Source organism: Mesorhizobium sp. P2_C7, assembly GCF_056404515.1.
This window is the reverse complement of the sequence record NZ_JBFUDW010000001.1, coordinates 531,573-548,513: the sequence shown is the minus strand read 5'-3', so window position 1 is coordinate 548,513 and position 16,941 is coordinate 531,573. Positions and strand designations below refer to the sequence as shown.

Genomic DNA, 16,941 nt, shown 5'->3' with positions numbered 1-16,941 from the left:
AGCGAGTTCCGGAATGGCGCGCGCCCCGACTACCAGAGTTCAGATGTCGGGATCATCGAGAATGCGAGAGAGCGTGCTGCGCCCAAGCGCACTCATGGCGGGGTTGGTGCGATGGTAATACCAGACGAGACCCATCGCCTGCTGGAATGCCCAAGCCGCACCACGCTGCCACCAAAGGTCCTCAACTTGAAGGCCGCAGCGAAAGGTCGCCCTTCGCTCGCGGTCCAGGAGATGCCACGCGACGACCAAATCCAGCGACGGGTCGGCTGGTCCGAAACTGCCACCATCAAGCACTCCGACAAGACGCTCTGCCTGCACGAGAAGGTTTGGTGGGATAAGGTCCTTGTGACTCATCACGACAGGCCCAGCGGATGGCAACTCGCGGAAGCGAGCCCACAAGTCGCGCAGGCGAGCCACGTCGAGAAGGCCCTCGCTGTTTTCAAAGCAAACATTCATCCAATCGTCATGATCGGAGAGATGTCCACCACGTCCTTGACCGTCGAAGCGTCGGCCCCGTGTGTCCGCTTTGCGCAACGATGCCACGAGGTGTGCAAGGTCCAGGGCGAACGTCTGCGATCCACTGAGCCCGTGCGGCGTGGCAACCTCGCCTTCGATCCACGTTTGCAATGCCCATGGCATTGGATAGTGAGGACCTGGCTCGCCGAGACCAATCGGTTGAGGCGTCGGAAACAGGCAATGTTCTCCAAGCTCGACCATGGCAGCGGCCTCCGACCGAAGCATATCGGCGCATTCGGTCGGGTTCATCGCCCGCAGTGGGAACCGCGCAGTGCTCTTCGAGCCAATGCGGAAGATGGCGTTGACGGTTCCCGACGATCTGACTGGGGTGATGTCCTCATGACGATACTGGGGAAACTGATCGCGGATCATCCGGCGGGCGACATCGATGTCGAGATCCACCTGATCGTCATGCATCATCAGTTCTCGTCCTGCCGAGCTCGGCATGAAGGGCAAATCGTTTGGTGGTTTTAGCGAATGCAGGGACCAATGTCCGCTTCCATGTCTTCGCAGTAGATCCCAAAATGTCTGAAACAGGCGCTTTTCAGACAGGCAGCCCAGGGCCGGGAACTTGCGGCTTCCGGTCCAGTCCCCGGCGCCGCCCAGTCACCATGGGCCAGGACCATCATGAAGTCCGCGCGGCGTATCGAGACGCCTGTCATCGCACACCCCCAGTGAACCCGATGCTCGTCCCGCGTGCCGTCAACACCTAGGGGAAAAATTCCAAGCCCGATGTGCTATCCTGCGAGAAACAGACGACTGGACCGAACTCGAACGAACCCGCACCGGTTGCAGACAAGGCGTCCGTGCTTCGGCTACAGTTATGCCGGAAGCGACAATCATCGAAGGAGACTATCGAGGTGAACGAAGACGCCGCCAGTCCAAGGCCGCTCGCCGAGATTGCCAGCTATCATGCCCATATCTACTACGACGGGCAAAGCGAGCGGCAACATGCCGAGTGGCTGCGTCTTCGCATCGGAGAACGTTTCCGCGTGCGCCTGGGCAATTGGCATGAGCAGAAAGTAGGGCCGCATGATCAGGCAATGTATCAGGTCTCATTTGCGAGCGAGATTTTCGCCTCACTCGTCCCGTGGCTGATGCTGAACCATAGGGGGCTCAGCATACTCATCCACCCGAACACGACCAACCCAAGGCGCGACCATCTGGTCGATCCGGTCTGGATAGGCCGGCCGCTGGCCGTGAACGGCGATAGTCTTCCGGACGATCATGAGGCGGAAGAAGCGCTGCCGCCCAACACCAACCCGTCCCTCTCGGCCTAGCTGTTCTCGGCGCAAGCGTCCGCGCGGGCGAGGAGAAAGGCGGCTTCCCGCATGTTGCGGGTAAGCGTGGCCGCGGTCTCGAATTCGGAGCGGGCCTCGGCCAGCCGGCCGGCCCGAAACAGGAAGTCGCCCCTCGCCGCCGGCAGTGGCGCATAGTTGCGCAGCGCGGCGGCGTCGGCAATCTCGTCCACCAGCCGCAGGCCGGCTTCGGGCCCGAAGGCCATGCTGTGGGCGATCGCTCGATTGAGATCGACCACCGGTGAGGGCATCACGGCCCGCAGCCGGTCGTAGAGCGCTGCAATGCGGGGCCAGTCGGTATCGGCCGGGCTGCGTGCGCGCGCATGGCAGGCCGCGAGTGCGGCTTGCAGTGCATAAGGGCCATCGCCCCCGAGCGTCTCGGCGCGAGCCAGCGCGTCAAGGCCCCGGCGGATCAGCAATTGGTCCCAGCGTGCGCGATCCTGCTCGGTCAGCGGCATCAGGTCACCGTCCAGGCCAATGCGTGCCGGCAGGCGCGATGCCTGGATTTCCATCAGGGCCAGCAGGCCGAACACTTCGGCATCCTCGGGCATCAGCCCCGCCAGCATGCGGCCCAGCCGTTGCGCTTCCCGGCACAGGCCCGGCCGGACAAGATCGTCGCCCACCGTGGCGGCATAACCTTCATTGAAGATGAGGTAGACGACCTCAAGCACCGAAGAGAGCCGCGCCGTGCGTTCGGCGCCGCGCGGCACCTCGAAACTCAATCCGGCCTTGCCGATCGTCCTCTTGGCGCGGACGATGCGCTGGGCGATCGTCGCCTCAGTCGAGAGGAAGGCACGGGCGATCTCGTCCGTCGTCAGACCGCCGATGACACGCAGCGTGAGCGCGGCGCGGGCGTCGGCCGAAAGCACGGGATGGCAGGCCGTGAAAATGAGGCCAAGCAATTCGTCGCCTAGATCGTCGTTCATGGCCGCTTCGATCATCCCGGGCGTGTCGTCGACTTCGCCGTCCTGCTCGCGCGCGATCTCCTCATGCTTGCGCGCGCGCATCTTGTCGCGACGGATCGCGTCGATGGCGCGGCGCTTGGCCACCGTCATCAGCCAGGCACCGGGATTGGCCGGAACACCGGTCCCGGGCCATCGCGAAAGGGCAATGACCAGGGCGTCCTGCGCTAGTTCCTCAGCAAGGTCGACATTGCGCACGACGCGGGCCAGACCCGCGATGAGCCGGGCCCGTTCAATGCGAAAAATCGCTTCGATCGCCTGGTGCGTCTCGCCTGCTGTCATGCCGCCGCATTGTTGGCCAAAGTCACAAGGCAGGCAAGCAGGCTACGGCCGACAGTCGCTAGGGCCGCTGAGCTTCGCGCGGGTCCGGTCATGAATTTCCATGACCTCCGGCGTCAGCTACTCCTGCCAATCAGCCATCTCGTACAGCGGCCGGATTTCGATCTCGCTCGGTCCCGGCATGGGATTGGGGCAGCGTTTCACCCAGGCCACCGCCTCGTCCATATCCTTGACTTCCCAAAGCCAGAAGCCGGCGACCAGCTCGCGGGTCTCGGCGAAAGGCCCGTCGATGACCCTGCGGCCGGGACCATCGAACGCAATACGCTTGCCTTCCGAGGAGGGTTTGAGGCCATCGGCGGTGAGCAGGATGCCGGCATTGCGCAGCTCGTCATTGTACTTGCCCATCGCCTCCATCATCGCCATCGTCTCGGGCGTGGGGACAAAGCCCTTTTCGCTGTCTTCGGTCGCCTTCACGAACACCATCACTCGCATCGTCTGTCTCCTGTTTTGAGCCGGCCTCATCGGCCTCGCATCGAAACGACGAACGGGGTCTACGGAAATCGACATCGTCCCGCAAATTTCTTCGACGGTTGAGGCGCAAGGCGCGCAGGCCGCTTCCGGGCCAGGGATCGAAGTCGGCAATGGTCAAAAGCCGGAAGCGGACACCCGAAGAGAAATGGCTGCGAGCCGCTAGCCCCCCAGGCCTGGCTTGGCAGGTCGCGATACATACTCGGGAAACTCCGCCGCGCCTAGGCTCAGGGCCTTCACCATGAGAAGGCCGTCATCAAAGAAGCCGTTTCGAACATAAAACTGGTGCGTGGGTTCCTTGCCAAGCACCATAGCGATACGAAAGACAGCGCATCCAGTCCGCTCGCCCTCCGCCTCGATCCACGCCATCAGCCTGCTGCCCGTGCCAAGGCGGCGCAGCGTCGTGTCGACCACCACATGGTCGGCTTCGATGTACTTCCCGCACCAGAGCTGAATGCCCGTCCAGAAGCCGGAGACACCCACCATCCGATCGCCGACATAGGCCGCGATACAGCGGTAGTTGCCCTGCGCGAGCATGGCCGACAGCCGTTCCCGAAACGCCGCTTCGTCCAGATGCGAGTGGCTCAGCCGGTACACCGGATAGATCGAGAGTATCTCATCGAGCCCATTGAGTTCACGAATAACCACCTCGTCGGCCACGACAGCCCTCCTCCCCTGTCGTTGCACTTTGCGGTCGATCCCGGCTGCGGTCCAGTGGGATCATCCAAATCGGGGATTGAGCCAGTGGCCGCTTCGGGTCAAAAACGGGGCCTGGCGATCGGCGCTGACGGCGGACAAGTTTCACCTGACCAAGTGGCTCCCGGCCGGCAAATCCCGACCACTACTGCGTCTCTCGTTTCCCGTTCAGCTGTGCCCGCGCGTCGCGGATCGAGGCGGCGTAGGTCACCAGCGGCCGCTTGACGCCGTGGTTGATCAGCATGCGCCGTGTCTGCGGCGAGGCGCCCGATATGATGAAGCGGACACCGGCGCGCCTGGCCTTGTGGGCGGCGCCCTCGATGACATTGGCCGCGGTCGAATCGAGGAACGGCACGGCCGAGCAGTCGAGGATGAAATTCTTGCGCTGGTCGGCGATGCGGTCGAGCACGGTGCCGACAGTCGATGCGGCGCCGAAGAAGAAGGCGCCGGAGATGCGGTAGACGACGGTATCGACGTCGCTTGCCTCACTGGCATCATAGGCGCTGCCGCTGCTGTCGGCGACATCCTCCTGCACCAGCGGCAAGTCGGCCTCGACCGCGATCGACTTGGCCATGCGGTCGATGAACAGGATCGACCCCAGCACGAAGCCGACGACGATGCCTTCGGTCAAGTCGCGGAAGACGACGAGCAGGAAGGTCACCATCAGCACCAGCGCGTCGCCGCGCGACGCGCGCAGCAGCGTGGCGAAAGCCTGCTTCTCGAACATGTTCCAGCACACCACCGCCAGCACGCCGGCAAGGGCGGCAAGCGGGATGTAGCTGGCGAGCGGCGCGGCCGCCAGCATCAGCGCAAGCAGGATGGCGGAGTGGATCATGCCAGAAATCGGTCCATGCGCGCCGGCCCGCACATTGGTCGCCGTGCGGGCGATGGTGCCGGTGGCGCAGATGCCGCCAAACAGAGCCGAGGCGATGTTGGCGAAGCCTTGCGCCACTAGCTCACAGTTGGAACGGTGCCGCCGACCGGTCATGCCGTCGGCGACGACCGCCGACAGCAGCGATTCGATCGCGCCGAGCAGGGCAAAGGCTATGGCATCCGGCAGCACGTCAATCATCCTGCCTAGGCTGACCGGCGGCAAGGCAGGCATTTGCAGGCTGCGTGGGATGCCGCCAAAGCGAGTGCCTATCGTCTCCGCAGGCAGCGCAAACAACGCCACCACCAGCGACGCCAGGCCGATGGCGATGAGCATGGCGGGCCATGTCGGCCGCCAGCGCTTCAGGCCGGCGATGGTGACGATGGTCAACACCGCCACGAAGGTCGCGGCGAGGTTGATGGTGCCGGCCGCCTCACCGATCGCCATCAGTTTCGGCACCAGCGGTCCAGGCTCCTTGCCGGCAAGTTTCAGTCCGAACAGTTCGACGATCTGTCCTGAAAAGATGATGACGGCGATGCCGGCGGTGAAGCCGACCGTCACTGGATAGGGGATGAACTTGATGTAGGTGCCGAGGCGGAGATAGCCGATGGCGAGCAGGAAAACGCCGGCCATCATGGTCGCCAGCAACAGCCCGTCGACGCCGACCCGGGCCACCGTTGCTGCCACCAGCACGATGAAGGCGCCGGCGGGCCCACCGATCTGGAAGCGGCTGCCGCCGAGCGCCGAAATGATGAAACCGCCGATGATCGAGGTATAGAGGCCGCGCTCCGGCGTCACGCCCGAGGCGATCGCGATCGCCATCGACAGCGGCAACGCGACGATGGCGACGGTCAGGCCGGACATGAAGTCGGCCTTGAACTGCGGCAGATGGTAGCCCTCGCGCCAGACCGTCACTAGCTTTGGCGTGAACAATTCGGAAAATGTCGGCTTTGCCGACCCTTGGGCCGACCTCTGGGCCGATTGATGCACTGTCCGCTGCGCCTGATCCATGGACTGGTTTCCGCTCCAGAAGGCGGCGGGATCGTCGGCAGGACTGTCGGCGGTCGCCGTCGCGACTTTATGCCGGCTCAGCCTTCGGATCCGGCGGCACGACAGGCTTGAGGCGCACGCCCCTGCCGCCGCGCTCGCTGGTCTGGTTCTCGCCGATCAGCTCCACCCCGGCCTCATCGAGAGCCTGGATGACCTTCATCAGCGTATCGACCACGCCCCTGACCACGCCGTCGCTCGCCTCCATCCGCTGGATGGTCGGAAGCGAAACCCCGGCGCGTTCGGCGAGCGACTTCTGATCGATACCGGCCAGCGCCCTTGCGGCGCGCATCTGCGCGGCAGTGATCATCGGCCGAAATCCCCGTCTGAGTCTGCGGCTTTAGCGTATAATACCATCATTGTGATGTTTCAAGCATCAACATGAATGTCTGAGACGTAAGCGCCTGTTTGTCCATTTTGTCAGATACTTCCTGGGGACTTCAAGCTAGGGTGTTCCATCTGGGGCAGGGGGTAGCGCGGTTGAATCTTTTCAGGAGCTTCATGACATCGGCATGCTTGCTGTCGTTGGTTCTTTTGCTGGCAGGCTGTGGGCATGGGCTGATCAACCGACTGATTTGATTTCTGCCCGGGCCGTCAATCTGCAATTTCGCTTTCGTCGTTCAGGGGCCGTCCGCGTCCCCGCTGCAATGCGCGGGCCGCCAACCAGCACAGCATTGCCCAGGCGAAGCCGGCGCACCAGCCGGCCAGCACATCCGACGGCCAGTGGACACCGAGATAGATGCGGCTGACGCCGACCAGCAGCGTCACCAGCACGGCGAGCGACAACACATAGATCTTCGTCACCCTTCCCGGCAGGAAACTCGCCGCCAGCGAGCCGAGCGTCAGATAGGTCACCGCTGACAGCATGGCGTGACCGCTCGGAAAGGACAGCGAGGTTTCGTTGACCAGATGCGAAACGAGTTCGGGCCGCGGCCGGTCGACACCGAGTTTGAGTAGGCTTGACAGCACCTGGCCGCCCGCCACCGCGACGAAGATGAGCAGCGCCGTTGCCGGACGGCGGATCAACAACAGATAGACGATCGTCGCCGCCGTGATCAGCACCAGCACGGCCGAGCTGCCGAGGCTGGTGATATCGCGCATGGCGCCTTCCAGCCAAAGCGGGCCGATCGGCACACCCGGCTGGTCCGGCTGGCGGAAGGCGAGCAGGATTTCGGTGTCGAAGGCGTGCGGCGTGGTAGCCCGCGCCACCTCCATCAACTCCTCGAACCCCCACAGGCAGCCGGCGATGACCAGGCCGGCCAGCAGCACCGGGAATTCGATCCGGTTCAGCAGTGCATTGGCGGCGTTCTTCATCGGCAACTCGCCCTTACAACCGCCCCTGCAGATAGGGCCCGAGCGTGATCAGCGCCACGGCGGCGATCGCCAGCACGATGCCGGTCGCCTGCAGCGTGTTGACGCGCTCACCGAAGAACATCAGGGCGACGACATTCACCGAGACCAGCTGGATGACGGCCGAGAGGCTGAACGACACCGACATGCCGAATTCGCGGATCAGCCGCAGCATGATCAGATTGCCCAGGGAATAGAGCGCCAGCGTCAGCAGTATCTTGCCCAGGCTCGGCGCCATGCCCCATTGCTTGGCCGCCATCGCCGCCAGCAGGAAGATCACCGTCGAAAAGCCAAGCTGCAGCAACCCCGAAAAACTCAACGTCCTGTCCCCTCTCGAAGCGGATCGCGCCGCATGTATCGCGGACTTGTTTCCGAAGCGCGCCGGGACGTCAAGCGACGTTGATCAAACGAAGGCCTTGGCAACGGCAGGATGGAAGCTCAAAGTGCCGGCATCGCCCAGCCTGTCGATTGAAGGGCGGTCGGGGGCCATGATTCGCATTCTTCAAAACTTGTTGCGACGCTGGAGCGAGCTTTCTCTCGCGCTGCAATTCCTCGTTGCCGGCGGCTTTGGCCTTCTGGCCGTCATGCTGGTGGTGGGCGCCTGGGTGACGACACAGATCCGGGACGGCGTCATCCGCAATTCGGCTGCCACGACGGCGCTCTATGTCGACAGCGTGATTGCGCCGCTGCTGCCCGACCTGCGCAAGAGCCAGGAACTCAGCGATAGCGTCAAACAAGCGCTCGATGAGACGCTCGGCCAGGGCGCGCTCGGCAAGCGCATCGTATCGTTCAGGCTCTGGCGCCGTGACGGCACCGTTCTCTATGCGAAGGAGGCGGGTTTGATCGGCCATCGCTTCGATCTGAGCCCCGGTTTGCGTTCCGCCTTCGAGGGCAATGTCGTCGCCCAGTTCGATACGTTTGACGAGAACGAAAGCCAGGCAGAGGCGATCGGCCTGCCGTTGCTCGAGATCTACAATCCCGTGCGCGAACCGTGGTCCGGCGAAGTGGTGGCCGTCACAGAATTCTATGAGGTCGCCGACGACTTCAAAGCCACCCTGGCTTCGGCTCTGCTGTCAAGCTGGCTGATCGTTGCCGGCGCGACCCTGGCGGCATTTGTGCTCCTGTCCGGCATCGTCCTGCGCGGCAGCCGCACCATCGACGACCAGCGCGGGGCGCTGCGCCGCCAAGTGTCGGAGCTGCAGGGTCTGGTGGCGCAAAACAACGCCTTGCGGGTTCGCGTGCAGCGGGCGTCCCGCCGTGCCACCGCGCTCAACGAAAGATACCTGCGCCGCATCGGCGCTGACCTGCATGACGGTCCGGCCCAACTCGTCGCGCTGGCGGCGCTGCGCATGGACAGTCCGGTATTTTCCGGCGACGGCCATTCGAGCGAAAGCCGCTCGACCGAGGTTGCGATGATCCGCAAGACGCTGGAGGATGCGATGCGCGAAATACGCGGTATCTGCACTGGCCTCGTCCTGCCGCAGATCGAGACGGCAGCCACAACGGACATCCTGCGGCTGGCCGTCAACGAACACGAGATGAGGACGGGAACGTCGGTTACACTCACGCTGGCCGGACACTTGCCAGAGCCCGGCGCCTCCGAGAAGATCAGCATCTATCGTTTCGTGCAGGAAGGGTTGAACAATGCCTATCGCCACGGGCGAGGCAAGGATCAGGCGGTGAGTGCGGGGATGAAAGGCAGCAGGCTTTTCGTTGAAGTCTCGGACGGCGGGCCGGGCTTCGATCCGGCACGCGTCGAGGGTCTCGGGCTCGCCGGGCTCAGAGAGCGGGTCGAAAGCATTGGCGGCCAGTTTGAAACCCTGACCGGGCCGCACGGCACGCGATTGGTGATCCGCCTATCGGTCGAGGAGCAAGCATGATCGGCGCCATTCGCATTGCCATTATCGACGACCATCCCCTCTTTCGCGAGGGCGTGACGCGCAGCCTGACGGAAATCGGCGGCTTCGAGATGGTTGGCGAGGGCGCCACGGCGCAGGATGCCGAGCGCATCGTCTCGACCGTACGGCCGGACATTCTGCTGCTCGATATCTCCATGCCGGGCGGCGGTCTGACCGCGGTTGCAAGCATCCTCTCCAGCCATCCCGCCCAGAAGATCGTCATGTTGACCGTTTCGGAGGCCAATGCCGACGTGACCAGGGCCCTGAACGCCGGGGTGCGTGGCTATGTCCTCAAGGGCGTCGGGTCGCGCGCGCTCGCAGACATCCTGCACAGCGTGGCGGCCGGGGAAAGCTATCTTTCGCCGACGCTGTCAGCCCGCCTGCTTTCGGATCTCCAGTCCCTGCAGCCGACCGACGGCATAGTGGACCGGCTGCGGCAACTCACCGAGCGACAGGCAGAAATTCTGCGACTGGTGGCGGAGGGCCTAAGCAACAAGGAAGTTGCCTTGCGGCTGGAGCTGCAGGAGAAGACCGTCAAGCATCACATGACCGGCGTGCTGTCGAAGCTCAATGTGCGAAACCGCACCGAAGCAGCCTTGATGATGCGTGAGTCGCGCGACCGGGACCGGAACCATTCGTAGAGGCTTCGGCCATCCCGAGAGCGGCTCACCGTTTCACGGAAACGCCGAACAGCTCTATCAGGCGCGCTTTAAGTCTTTGTCGTTGCCTCTACTTCTGGGCGACACGCATCAGCCGGAAACCGGGTGACAAAAGAGAGGTCACCTCCGCCGGGGGCGGCGGAGGTGACGTGTGAAGCCGGCCGTTGCCTGTTGGCCAACTTCACAACGCTTTGAGGCGGCTGAAATCCGCCGGCGTGGCTCCGCGATCGATGATCGTGCGCCCGAGCGAATCCTCCATCCTGAAACGGCCATTCTCGATCTTTTCCATTATGCCGTCGGGATGCTGGACCGTGATCGTCTTGCCCTCCACGTCGACCTCGTCACCGGTCTTGGCGTTGACATGACGACCGTTGCCATTTTCGTTCTGCCCCTGGTCGGATTTGGAGTTGCCGCTGGCGGTTCCGCTATTTCCTTTGCCGTTTCCGTCGCCGGCGCCGTTGTTTCCGTTACCGCTGCTATTGCCGCTGTTTCCGTTACCGTTACCGCCGCTGTTGCCGTTTCCATTGCCGCCGCTGTTGCCGCCGTTTCCGTTGCCGCCGCTGTTGCCACCGTTTCCGCCACCGCCGCCACCACCATTGCCTCCGCCACCACCATTGCCGCCGCCACCGCCGCCCTTACCGGCCTGTGCGCTAGCTGCGTGTATTCCAGGAGCGGAGCCGTGGAGGTCAATCTGATAGGGAGCGATGGTCAGCGCCAGCGCGGCCGCCGATCTGAGCGCCAGCCGGCAACAACGGGTCGTGATCGATCTATGCATGGTGATCTCCGTCGATTGAGCTGGCGTGCCACCGTCGACGTTGGAGTTGCACCAGCATCGCCGAAAGAAAAGATACCCGAAAGCCGTATCCGACCGTTGCGCTTGTCACCCAGGACCTTTGCAAGCGCAAGATTGGACTAAAGTCCCAAGCTTGTGCTAATATATGCGTTGTATGGACGGCGGCGACCGCCATCGCCGACTGGAAGCTGGCTTACTGATGCCGCCGAACATCAAGTCACCTCCGCCGGGGGCGGCGGAGGTGACTTGTCAGGCTGGTCGTTCCCCAGTTGACCTGCTTCACAGGGGCCTTCTGCTTCACAAGGCCCGAAGTCGACTGATGTCGTTTGCCGTCGCCGGACGCTCGACAATCGTGCGGCCGACTGCATCCTTCATCTGGAAACGGCCGTTCTCGATCTCTTCCGTGATGCCGTCGGGATGCTCGACCTCGATCTTGTTGCCGTCTACTTCGACCTTGTCACCGGTTTTCGCGTTGACGTGATCTCCATCGTCGTCGTGACCCTTGCCGACCCCGGAATTGCCGGCTGCGCCGTGATCGTCGCCGGCACCATTGTCTCCGCCAGCGTTTCCGGAGTTACCGTTTCCGTTGCCGCTGTTGCCGCTCCCGCCACTCCCGCCGCTGCCATTTCCGCCGCCACCTCCACCGCCACTGCCATGTCCGCCATCCTTGGCATGCGCGCTTGCGGCAACGATGCCGGGACCAGAGCCGTGGAAAGCGAGTTGATAGGGGGCGATGGCCAGCGCCAGTGCCGAGGTCGCCCTCAGCGCCAGCCAGCAACAGCGGGTCGCGATCGATCTGCGCATCCTGGTCTCCTCTTCGATCAGGCAGGCGGATTTCACCGCCGGCGTTTTCGCAAGGGACCCACCATCGCCGACATGGCGGCCTCGCGTAACCGGCCCACGACCGATGCGGTGCCGCCAAGGGACCTTTGCCGGACCTGACAAGGGACCTTTGTCCCAGTGTTACGTGCTGCTCGCAGAGTGCTTAGCCGACGTCTCAGAATGCTGTCGCGGCTGAAAGGCTTTTGATGTCACGAAAATGTGATCAGGTGACTATAAGGGGGTTGAAGAGGCAACACGCTCCAGCCACCCGCAAAGCCAGAGGCAAGCCAGATGACCGAACATCGCTCCCCCGACGCCAAATTCCGCACCAGCCTGCTCGAAGAAAACGCCGGACCGGCCACCAATCCCACCGACAACCGCACCATGGGCGAGATCATCGCCGCGCGGTTCTCGCGCCGTGGTTTCCTGAAAGGCTCGCTGGCCGTCTCGGCGATCGCCGCCACCGTCAGCCCGCTGGCGCTGGTCAGCGCCGACCAGGCCCGGGCCGCCGAAGGCTCCGCCTTCGCGTTCGACGAGCTGGAGGCCGGCATCGACGACAAGCACCATGTCGCACCGGGCTACGATGCCGATGTGCTGTTGCGCTGGGGCGATCCGCTGTTTGCCGATTCGCCGGAGTTCGACCCGACCAAGCAATCGGCGCAGGCGCAGGCGAAACAGTTCGGCTACAACAACGACTATGTCGGCTACATCGCGATCGACGGTTCGGCCGAACACGGCCTGCTGGTCGTCAACCACGAATACACCAACCCGCATCTGATGTTCCCGGGCATCGTCAAGATCGTCGAGAAGGACGGCAAGAAATCGGCCGACGTCTCGCCGCTCAGCAAGGAACAGGTCGATGTCGAGATGGCGGCGCATGGCGGTACCATCGTCGAGATCCGCAAGGACGGCGGCAAATGGCAAGTCGTGCGCGACGGCAAGCTCAACCGCCGCATTACTTCCAACACCGAAATGGCGCTGTCCGGCCCGGTTGCCGGCCATGACCGCGTCAAGACTAATGCCGACCCGTCCGGCACGAAGGTTTTGGGCACCTTCAACAATTGCGCCGGCGGCGTCACGCCGTGGGGCACCTATGTGATGGCCGAGGAGAACATCCACGGCTATTTCTCCGGCGAATTGCCCGAGGGCCACAAGGAAGCCGCCAACTACAAGCGCCTCGGCATTCCCGAAGGCGCCTATGAATGGGCGGCGCACTATGACCGCTTCGACCTGGCCAAGGAGCCGAACGAGGCCAACCGCTTCGGCTGGATCGTCGAGGTCGATGTCAACGATCCGACCTCGACGCCGAGGAAGCGCACCGCCATGGGCCGCTTCAAGCACGAGGGCGCCGAATCGATCGTCGCCAAGGATGGCCGCGTCGTCTTCTATCTCGGCGACGACGAGCGCTTCGACTATGCCTACAAGTTCGTCACCAGCGGTAAGTTCAATCCCAATGACCTCGCGGCCAACAAGGATCTGCTCGACGACGGCACGCTGCATGTCGCCAAGTTCGCCGAAGACGGCTCCGTCGAATGGCTGCCGATCGTCTTCGGCCAGGGACCGTTGACCGCCGAAAACGGCTTTGCAAGCCAGGCCGACGTGCTGATCGAGACACGACGCGCCGCCGACCTGCTCGGCGCCACCAAGATGGACCGCCCAGAGGACATCCAGCCCAATGCCGTCAACGGCAAGGTCTATGTCATGCTGACCAACAATTCGAAGCGCAAGGCAGACCAGGTCGATGCCGCCAACCCGCGCGCCGAAAACGCTTTTGGCCACATCATCGAGATCGCCGAGGATGGCGGCGATTTCACTGCCACCAAGGGCAAGTGGGAAGTGCTTTTGAAATGTGGCGATCCGGCGGTTGCCGATGTAGGCGCCACCTTCTCGACGGCGACGACGGCCAATGGCTGGTTCGGCATGCCCGACAATTGCGCGGTCGATTCAGCCGGACGCCTGTGGGTCGCCACCGACGGCCAGAGCCCAAAGACCACCGGCCGCACCGATGGGCTGTGGGCGGTCGACACGGAAGGCTCGGCGCGGGCAACCTCGAAACTGTTCTTCCGCGTGCCGATCGGCGCCGAAATGTGTGGCCCGCTGTTCGCCCCTGACGATCAGACCGCCTTTGTCGCCGTCCAGCATCCGGGTGACGGCGGCGAGGACTGGGAAGCGTTCGGCCGCCCATCCTACTATGAGGACCTGTCGACGCGCTGGCCCGACTTCAAGCCCGACATGCCGGTGCGGCCGGCGGTCGTCGCCATCACCAGACAGGGCGGCGGCAAGATCGCGGTATAATATCAAGCACCGCAATCTCAGGGAGGGGTTTCGGCGAGCCGAAGCCCCTCCTTTTTTGCGTCAATCATTCAAGCCACGGGAAAGATTGGCAATTTACACATGGCGCCCTAGGTCTTTACCAGGAGATTGCCATGCCGAAGTCCGTTTATGACCGTGGCCTGCTCAAACCTGCCGAAGTCGCCACCTTGCAACGTGTGTTCGACGAAGCCTGCCGGCGCCGCGAAGCGCATCCCGAATCGGCCGAGGCTCGCGAACTGGCTCTCACCCTGCTGGCGCTGCACAATGCCGGCATGGTGGAAGAGGACATGCTGATCGAGGCTGTCGGCTTCCGGAGGCTTGAGCCCAAGTCAGCGTGAAGCGCCGGATTGGTCGGAGGTGCCAGCGGAACTGGCAATCCGTTTGGTGATCGCCTTGGCCATGATGCCGGCATTGGCGAAGCAGCCGCGAATGCTCGGCCGCATGCCGGTGAACCACAGGCCGGGCAATTTTGGATCGGCTTGCCCGCCGTTGAAGAGCGGAACGCCCTTTTTGTCGAGGACGCCGAGCTTGCCGACCATGGGCTCCAGCCCGGTGCGGTAGCCTGTCGCGGCAATGACGATGTCGGGATGGATCAGGTTGCCATTGGCCAGGATCACGCCGTCGCGGGCGAATTCCCGTATCGCCGGCACCACAACGATCTTGCCGGCCTTTATGGCGCTGACGGCGCCGTCATCGGAGGCGATCGCGGTGTAGTCCGAGGTCAGGCGGCTGGCGCCACCCGAAGGCGCGGGCGGCATGCCGAATTTGGTCAGGTCGCCGAAAACCAGGCGCTGCGTCGCCGCCATCACCGCATCGGCGACGCGCAAGGGCAAGCGTGCCATGAACGGCGAAAGCCGGTGCACGGCGATCTTGCCGAACCGCTTGGGCAGCAGCGCGGGGCCGTTGCGGGCCGACAGCCAGATCGCGGCCGTGTTTATGCCGGCCAGATGATTGAGCGTATCGAAGCCCGAATTGCCGGCGCCGACGACCAGCACTTTCTTGCCGGCATAGTCCCGTGCGTCGCCGAAATCCGCCGCGTGGATGATGCGGCCGGCGAAACCCGTCATGCCTTTCCATTCGGGAATGAAGGGCTGCCTGTCGCGGCCGGTGGCGATGACGACATGGCGGGCCAGGCGCGGTCCGGCGCTGGTCAGCAGCGCCCAGTGATCACCCTTGAAGACGATTTCTTCGACAGCTACGCCAAACTGCACCGGCAGCCGGTTCTCCTCCCTGAAATCATTCATATGGCGGATGACGACCGTCTTGTGCGGAAAGGCAGGCGTGCCCTGGGGATAGGCAAGACCGGGCAGAGAGGACAGATCGCGATGGGTGTTGAGATGCAATTGCCGATGCCGCCGGTGCCAGGGCTCGGCCAACCGGCTTTCCTTTTCCAGGATTGCCGTGGGCACGCCGACGTTCATCAAGGCATGTGCGACAGCCAGCCCGGCGGCACCGGCACCGACGACGATCGCCGGCTCGACCGGTTCGTTCGTCACCGGTCTGATGGTCGTCTCAGCCATTCCTTCTTTGATCTCCATTCGACCCTTCCGACGCCACGCTTCCCGTGGTCGCCAAGGGAGGCCGCGGCGGCTCGATCCTGCGGTTGATTTATATATCGCGAATCGAACCCGAATTTCGAGCATGCGCCGTCCGCGATTGCGCACTATATGGCATATGCGCGATATCAGCGGTAATCAGGTCGCGGCAATGTGATTGATTCGAGGCCCTGGGGCTGGCGGGTCTCTGCTATTCCCCCACGTGCATGCCCGAAATCGAGTCGATTTCCGGGGTCATGCGCAGAATCAAAGTGTTACAGCACCTTTGCGCGTCCTGGGCGCGGCGCTGTAGGCGGCTCGCGGAACTTCGACCATGCCCTCCTTGCGGATCTATTTCGACAAAATCCTTGAGGACGTCGCGCCAAAGGTGGCGCGGCAGAGGCTGACCCATGTCGAGCGCCTGGCGCTTGTTCGCCGCCATGGTGACTTCTCGCTTGCCTATTCGACCGCCGTGCAAGGCAAGCTTTCCTATTTCGGCGACGCCGACGGCTACATCGCCTTCGGCACCAAGATGGGGCGCCATTTCGCGCTCGGCGATCCCGTGGTGGCTCCAATGCTGCGGCCCGATTACATCAGACGCTTCGTCGAAACCGCCGGCAGCCCGTGGTTCGTGCAGATCGGCGAGGAGACGGCGCGGGTGCTGGCCGGGCTCGGCTACAAGATCAATCGCCTCGGCATCGACACCCGCCTCAACCTGCCCGACCATGATTTTTCCGGAAAGCGCAACGAGACCGTGCGCTATTCCGAGCGCTGGCTGTTGAAGAAGGGATTTTGGTTCGACGAGGACATGCGGACCGTCCATCTCGACGAAATCGCCCGGCTTTCCGAAAACTGGCGCGGCGACCGCATCGTCAAACGCTGGGAGATGGGCTTTCTCAACCGCCCCTTCGCCGACCATCTCGGCACCGACATGCGCCGTTTCGTCCTGCACGGCCCCGATGGCGGACTGGTCGCACTGCTCGACTTCGACCCGCTGTTTCGCGACGGCAAGGTGATCGGCTACACCACGGCGTTCAAGCGCAAGCATATCGACGCCTCGCCGCACGCCGAGATCGGCCTGACCAAATTCGCCGTCGACCGTTTCCGCGAGCAAGGCATCTCGGTAGTCACTCTCGGCCTGTCGCCGATGCTCGATGTGGTCCCGAGCGGGTTTGCCGAAAGCGATTTCTGGCGCAATGCCTTCCAGCGCGCCTACTCTTCGCCATGGGTCAACCGCCGCAGGTTCAACCTGCAAGGCCAGGCGGCGTTCAAGCGCCGCTTCCACGGTGTCGAAGAGCCGGTCTACATCGCCTTTCGCAAGGGGACATATGTGGAGATGCTGGGGCTGCTGCGGCTGGTCAAGGCGATTTGAGA

General features: G+C 63.4%; 17 protein-coding genes. 6 read left to right on the top strand and 11 right to left on the bottom strand.

Translation table 11 applies throughout. The features are described from left to right. Positions 1–39: 39 nt before the first annotated feature. Positions 40–936, bottom strand: a complete 897-nt coding sequence (locus AC1D2G_RS02630) for an aminoglycoside phosphotransferase family protein (protein ID WP_477411806.1) — start codon at positions 934–936, stop codon at positions 40–42. Positions 937–1,376: 440 nt separating this feature from the next. Between AC1D2G_RS02630 and AC1D2G_RS02625 the strand changes: the two genes are divergently transcribed. Then, positions 1,377–1,796, top strand: coding sequence for a DOPA 4,5-dioxygenase family protein (locus AC1D2G_RS02625; protein ID WP_477224833.1), 420 nt, complete (start codon positions 1,377–1,379; stop codon positions 1,794–1,796). Here the strand turns inward: AC1D2G_RS02625 and AC1D2G_RS02620 are convergent. The 7 genes from AC1D2G_RS02620 to AC1D2G_RS02590 all read right to left on the bottom strand — a co-directional run bounded on the left by AC1D2G_RS02620 (position 1,793) and on the right by AC1D2G_RS02590 (position 7,866). Next, complete coding sequence (locus AC1D2G_RS02620) at positions 1,793–3,058, bottom strand: RNA polymerase sigma factor (RefSeq protein WP_477411804.1); 1,266 nt, start codon at positions 3,056–3,058, stop codon at positions 1,793–1,795. The two genes, AC1D2G_RS02625 and AC1D2G_RS02620, sit on opposite strands and share 4 nt — an antisense overlap. A 117-nt stretch (positions 3,059–3,175) precedes the next feature. Then, positions 3,176–3,547, bottom strand: coding sequence for a YciI family protein (locus tag AC1D2G_RS02615; RefSeq protein ID WP_477411802.1), 372 nt, complete (start codon positions 3,545–3,547; stop codon positions 3,176–3,178). 198 nt (positions 3,548–3,745) lie between these two features. Continuing rightward, positions 3,746–4,243 carry a GNAT family N-acetyltransferase gene (locus AC1D2G_RS02610; RefSeq protein WP_477411800.1) on the bottom strand — a complete coding sequence of 166 codons (498 nt, stop codon included), beginning with the start codon at positions 4,241–4,243 and terminating at the stop codon, positions 3,746–3,748. 181 nt (positions 4,244–4,424) lie between these two features. Then, a complete protein-coding gene (locus tag AC1D2G_RS02605) occupies positions 4,425–6,161 on the bottom strand; it encodes a SulP family inorganic anion transporter (RefSeq protein ID WP_477411798.1) in 1,737 nt (578 codons plus the stop codon). 67 nt (positions 6,162–6,228) lie between these two features. Beyond that, positions 6,229–6,507, bottom strand: coding sequence for a helix-turn-helix domain-containing protein (locus AC1D2G_RS02600; RefSeq protein ID WP_477411796.1), 279 nt, complete (start codon positions 6,505–6,507; stop codon positions 6,229–6,231). A gap of 284 nt (positions 6,508–6,791) precedes the next feature. Beyond that, positions 6,792–7,511, bottom strand: a complete 720-nt coding sequence (locus AC1D2G_RS02595) for a phosphatase PAP2 family protein (protein ID WP_477411794.1) — start codon at positions 7,509–7,511, stop codon at positions 6,792–6,794. Between the two features lie 13 nt (positions 7,512–7,524). After that, positions 7,525–7,866 (bottom strand): hypothetical protein, encoded by a 342-nt coding sequence (locus AC1D2G_RS02590; protein ID WP_477411792.1) that lies wholly within the window; start codon positions 7,864–7,866, stop codon positions 7,525–7,527. A 169-nt stretch (positions 7,867–8,035) separates the two neighbouring features. Between AC1D2G_RS02590 and AC1D2G_RS02585 the strand changes: the two genes are divergently transcribed. After that, positions 8,036–9,427: a sensor histidine kinase gene (locus AC1D2G_RS02585; RefSeq protein ID WP_477411790.1), complete on the top strand. Its 1,392-nt coding sequence runs from the start codon at positions 8,036–8,038 to the stop codon at positions 9,425–9,427. After that, positions 9,424–10,086: a response regulator gene (locus AC1D2G_RS02580; RefSeq protein ID WP_477392658.1), complete on the top strand. Its 663-nt coding sequence runs from the start codon at positions 9,424–9,426 to the stop codon at positions 10,084–10,086. The genes AC1D2G_RS02585 and AC1D2G_RS02580 overlap by 4 nt, the downstream gene beginning before the upstream one ends. A 199-nt stretch (positions 10,087–10,285) precedes the next feature. On the opposite strand, the gene AC1D2G_RS02575 is transcribed toward AC1D2G_RS02580, so the two are convergent. Further along, on the bottom strand, positions 10,286–10,879 hold the full coding sequence (locus tag AC1D2G_RS02575) for a hypothetical protein (RefSeq protein ID WP_477411788.1): 594 nt from the start codon (positions 10,877–10,879) through the stop codon (positions 10,286–10,288). A gap of 315 nt (positions 10,880–11,194) precedes the next feature. Beyond that, positions 11,195–11,701, bottom strand: coding sequence for a hypothetical protein (locus AC1D2G_RS02570; RefSeq protein ID WP_477411786.1), 507 nt, complete (start codon positions 11,699–11,701; stop codon positions 11,195–11,197). 309 nt (positions 11,702–12,010) lie between these two features. Between AC1D2G_RS02570 and AC1D2G_RS02565 the strand changes: the two genes are divergently transcribed. Together AC1D2G_RS02565 and AC1D2G_RS02560 are read left to right on the top strand one after the other, a co-directional pair. Next, positions 12,011–14,014 carry a PhoX family protein gene (locus AC1D2G_RS02565; RefSeq protein WP_477411784.1) on the top strand — a complete coding sequence of 668 codons (2,004 nt, stop codon included), beginning with the start codon at positions 12,011–12,013 and terminating at the stop codon, positions 14,012–14,014. 131 nt (positions 14,015–14,145) lie between these two features. Further along, positions 14,146–14,370: a hypothetical protein gene (locus AC1D2G_RS02560; RefSeq protein WP_457151285.1), complete on the top strand. Its 225-nt coding sequence runs from the start codon at positions 14,146–14,148 to the stop codon at positions 14,368–14,370. Here the strand turns inward: AC1D2G_RS02560 and AC1D2G_RS02555 are convergent. Next, on the bottom strand, positions 14,362–15,552 hold the full coding sequence (locus AC1D2G_RS02555; RefSeq protein ID WP_477411782.1) for a flavin-containing monooxygenase: 1,191 nt from the start codon (positions 15,550–15,552) through the stop codon (positions 14,362–14,364). The genes AC1D2G_RS02560 and AC1D2G_RS02555 overlap by 9 nt on opposite strands. A gap of 349 nt (positions 15,553–15,901) precedes the next feature. On the opposite strand from AC1D2G_RS02555, the gene AC1D2G_RS02550 reads away from it, so the two are divergent. Further along, entirely contained in the window at positions 15,902–16,939 is a 1,038-nt protein-coding gene (locus tag AC1D2G_RS02550; RefSeq protein WP_477411780.1) for a phosphatidylglycerol lysyltransferase domain-containing protein, read from the top strand. Positions 16,940–16,941: the final 2 nt, after the last annotated feature.

What these genes read in the sequence shown, in the direction of transcription:
- AC1D2G_RS02575 (WP_477411788.1), bottom strand. Translation starts at nt 10,879, where the DNA reads ATGCATAGATCGATCACGACCCGTTGTTGCCGGCTGGCGCTCAGATCG.
- AC1D2G_RS02615 (WP_477411802.1), bottom strand. Translation starts at nt 3,547, where the DNA reads ATGCGAGTGATGGTGTTCGTGAAGGCGACCGAAGACAGCGAAAAGGGC.
- AC1D2G_RS02565 (WP_477411784.1), top strand. Translation starts at nt 12,011, where the DNA reads ATGACCGAACATCGCTCCCCCGACGCCAAATTCCGCACCAGCCTGCTC.
- AC1D2G_RS02570 (WP_477411786.1), bottom strand. Translation starts at nt 11,701, where the DNA reads ATGCGCAGATCGATCGCGACCCGCTGTTGCTGGCTGGCGCTGAGGGCG.
- AC1D2G_RS02600 (WP_477411796.1), bottom strand. Translation starts at nt 6,507, where the DNA reads ATGATCACTGCCGCGCAGATGCGCGCCGCAAGGGCGCTGGCCGGTATC.
- AC1D2G_RS02585 (WP_477411790.1), top strand. Translation starts at nt 8,036, where the DNA reads ATGATTCGCATTCTTCAAAACTTGTTGCGACGCTGGAGCGAGCTTTCT.
- AC1D2G_RS02560 (WP_457151285.1), top strand. Translation starts at nt 14,146, where the DNA reads ATGCCGAAGTCCGTTTATGACCGTGGCCTGCTCAAACCTGCCGAAGTC.
- AC1D2G_RS02620 (WP_477411804.1), bottom strand. Translation starts at nt 3,058, where the DNA reads ATGACAGCAGGCGAGACGCACCAGGCGATCGAAGCGATTTTTCGCATT.
- AC1D2G_RS02605 (WP_477411798.1), bottom strand. Translation starts at nt 6,161, where the DNA reads ATGGATCAGGCGCAGCGGACAGTGCATCAATCGGCCCAGAGGTCGGCC.
- AC1D2G_RS02630 (WP_477411806.1), bottom strand. Translation starts at nt 936, where the DNA reads ATGATGCATGACGATCAGGTGGATCTCGACATCGATGTCGCCCGCCGG.
- AC1D2G_RS02580 (WP_477392658.1), top strand. Translation starts at nt 9,424, where the DNA reads ATGATCGGCGCCATTCGCATTGCCATTATCGACGACCATCCCCTCTTT.
- AC1D2G_RS02595 (WP_477411794.1), bottom strand. Translation starts at nt 7,511, where the DNA reads ATGAAGAACGCCGCCAATGCACTGCTGAACCGGATCGAATTCCCGGTG.
- AC1D2G_RS02555 (WP_477411782.1), bottom strand. Translation starts at nt 15,552, where the DNA reads ATGGCTGAGACGACCATCAGACCGGTGACGAACGAACCGGTCGAGCCG.
- AC1D2G_RS02550 (WP_477411780.1), top strand. Translation starts at nt 15,902, where the DNA reads ATGCCCTCCTTGCGGATCTATTTCGACAAAATCCTTGAGGACGTCGCG.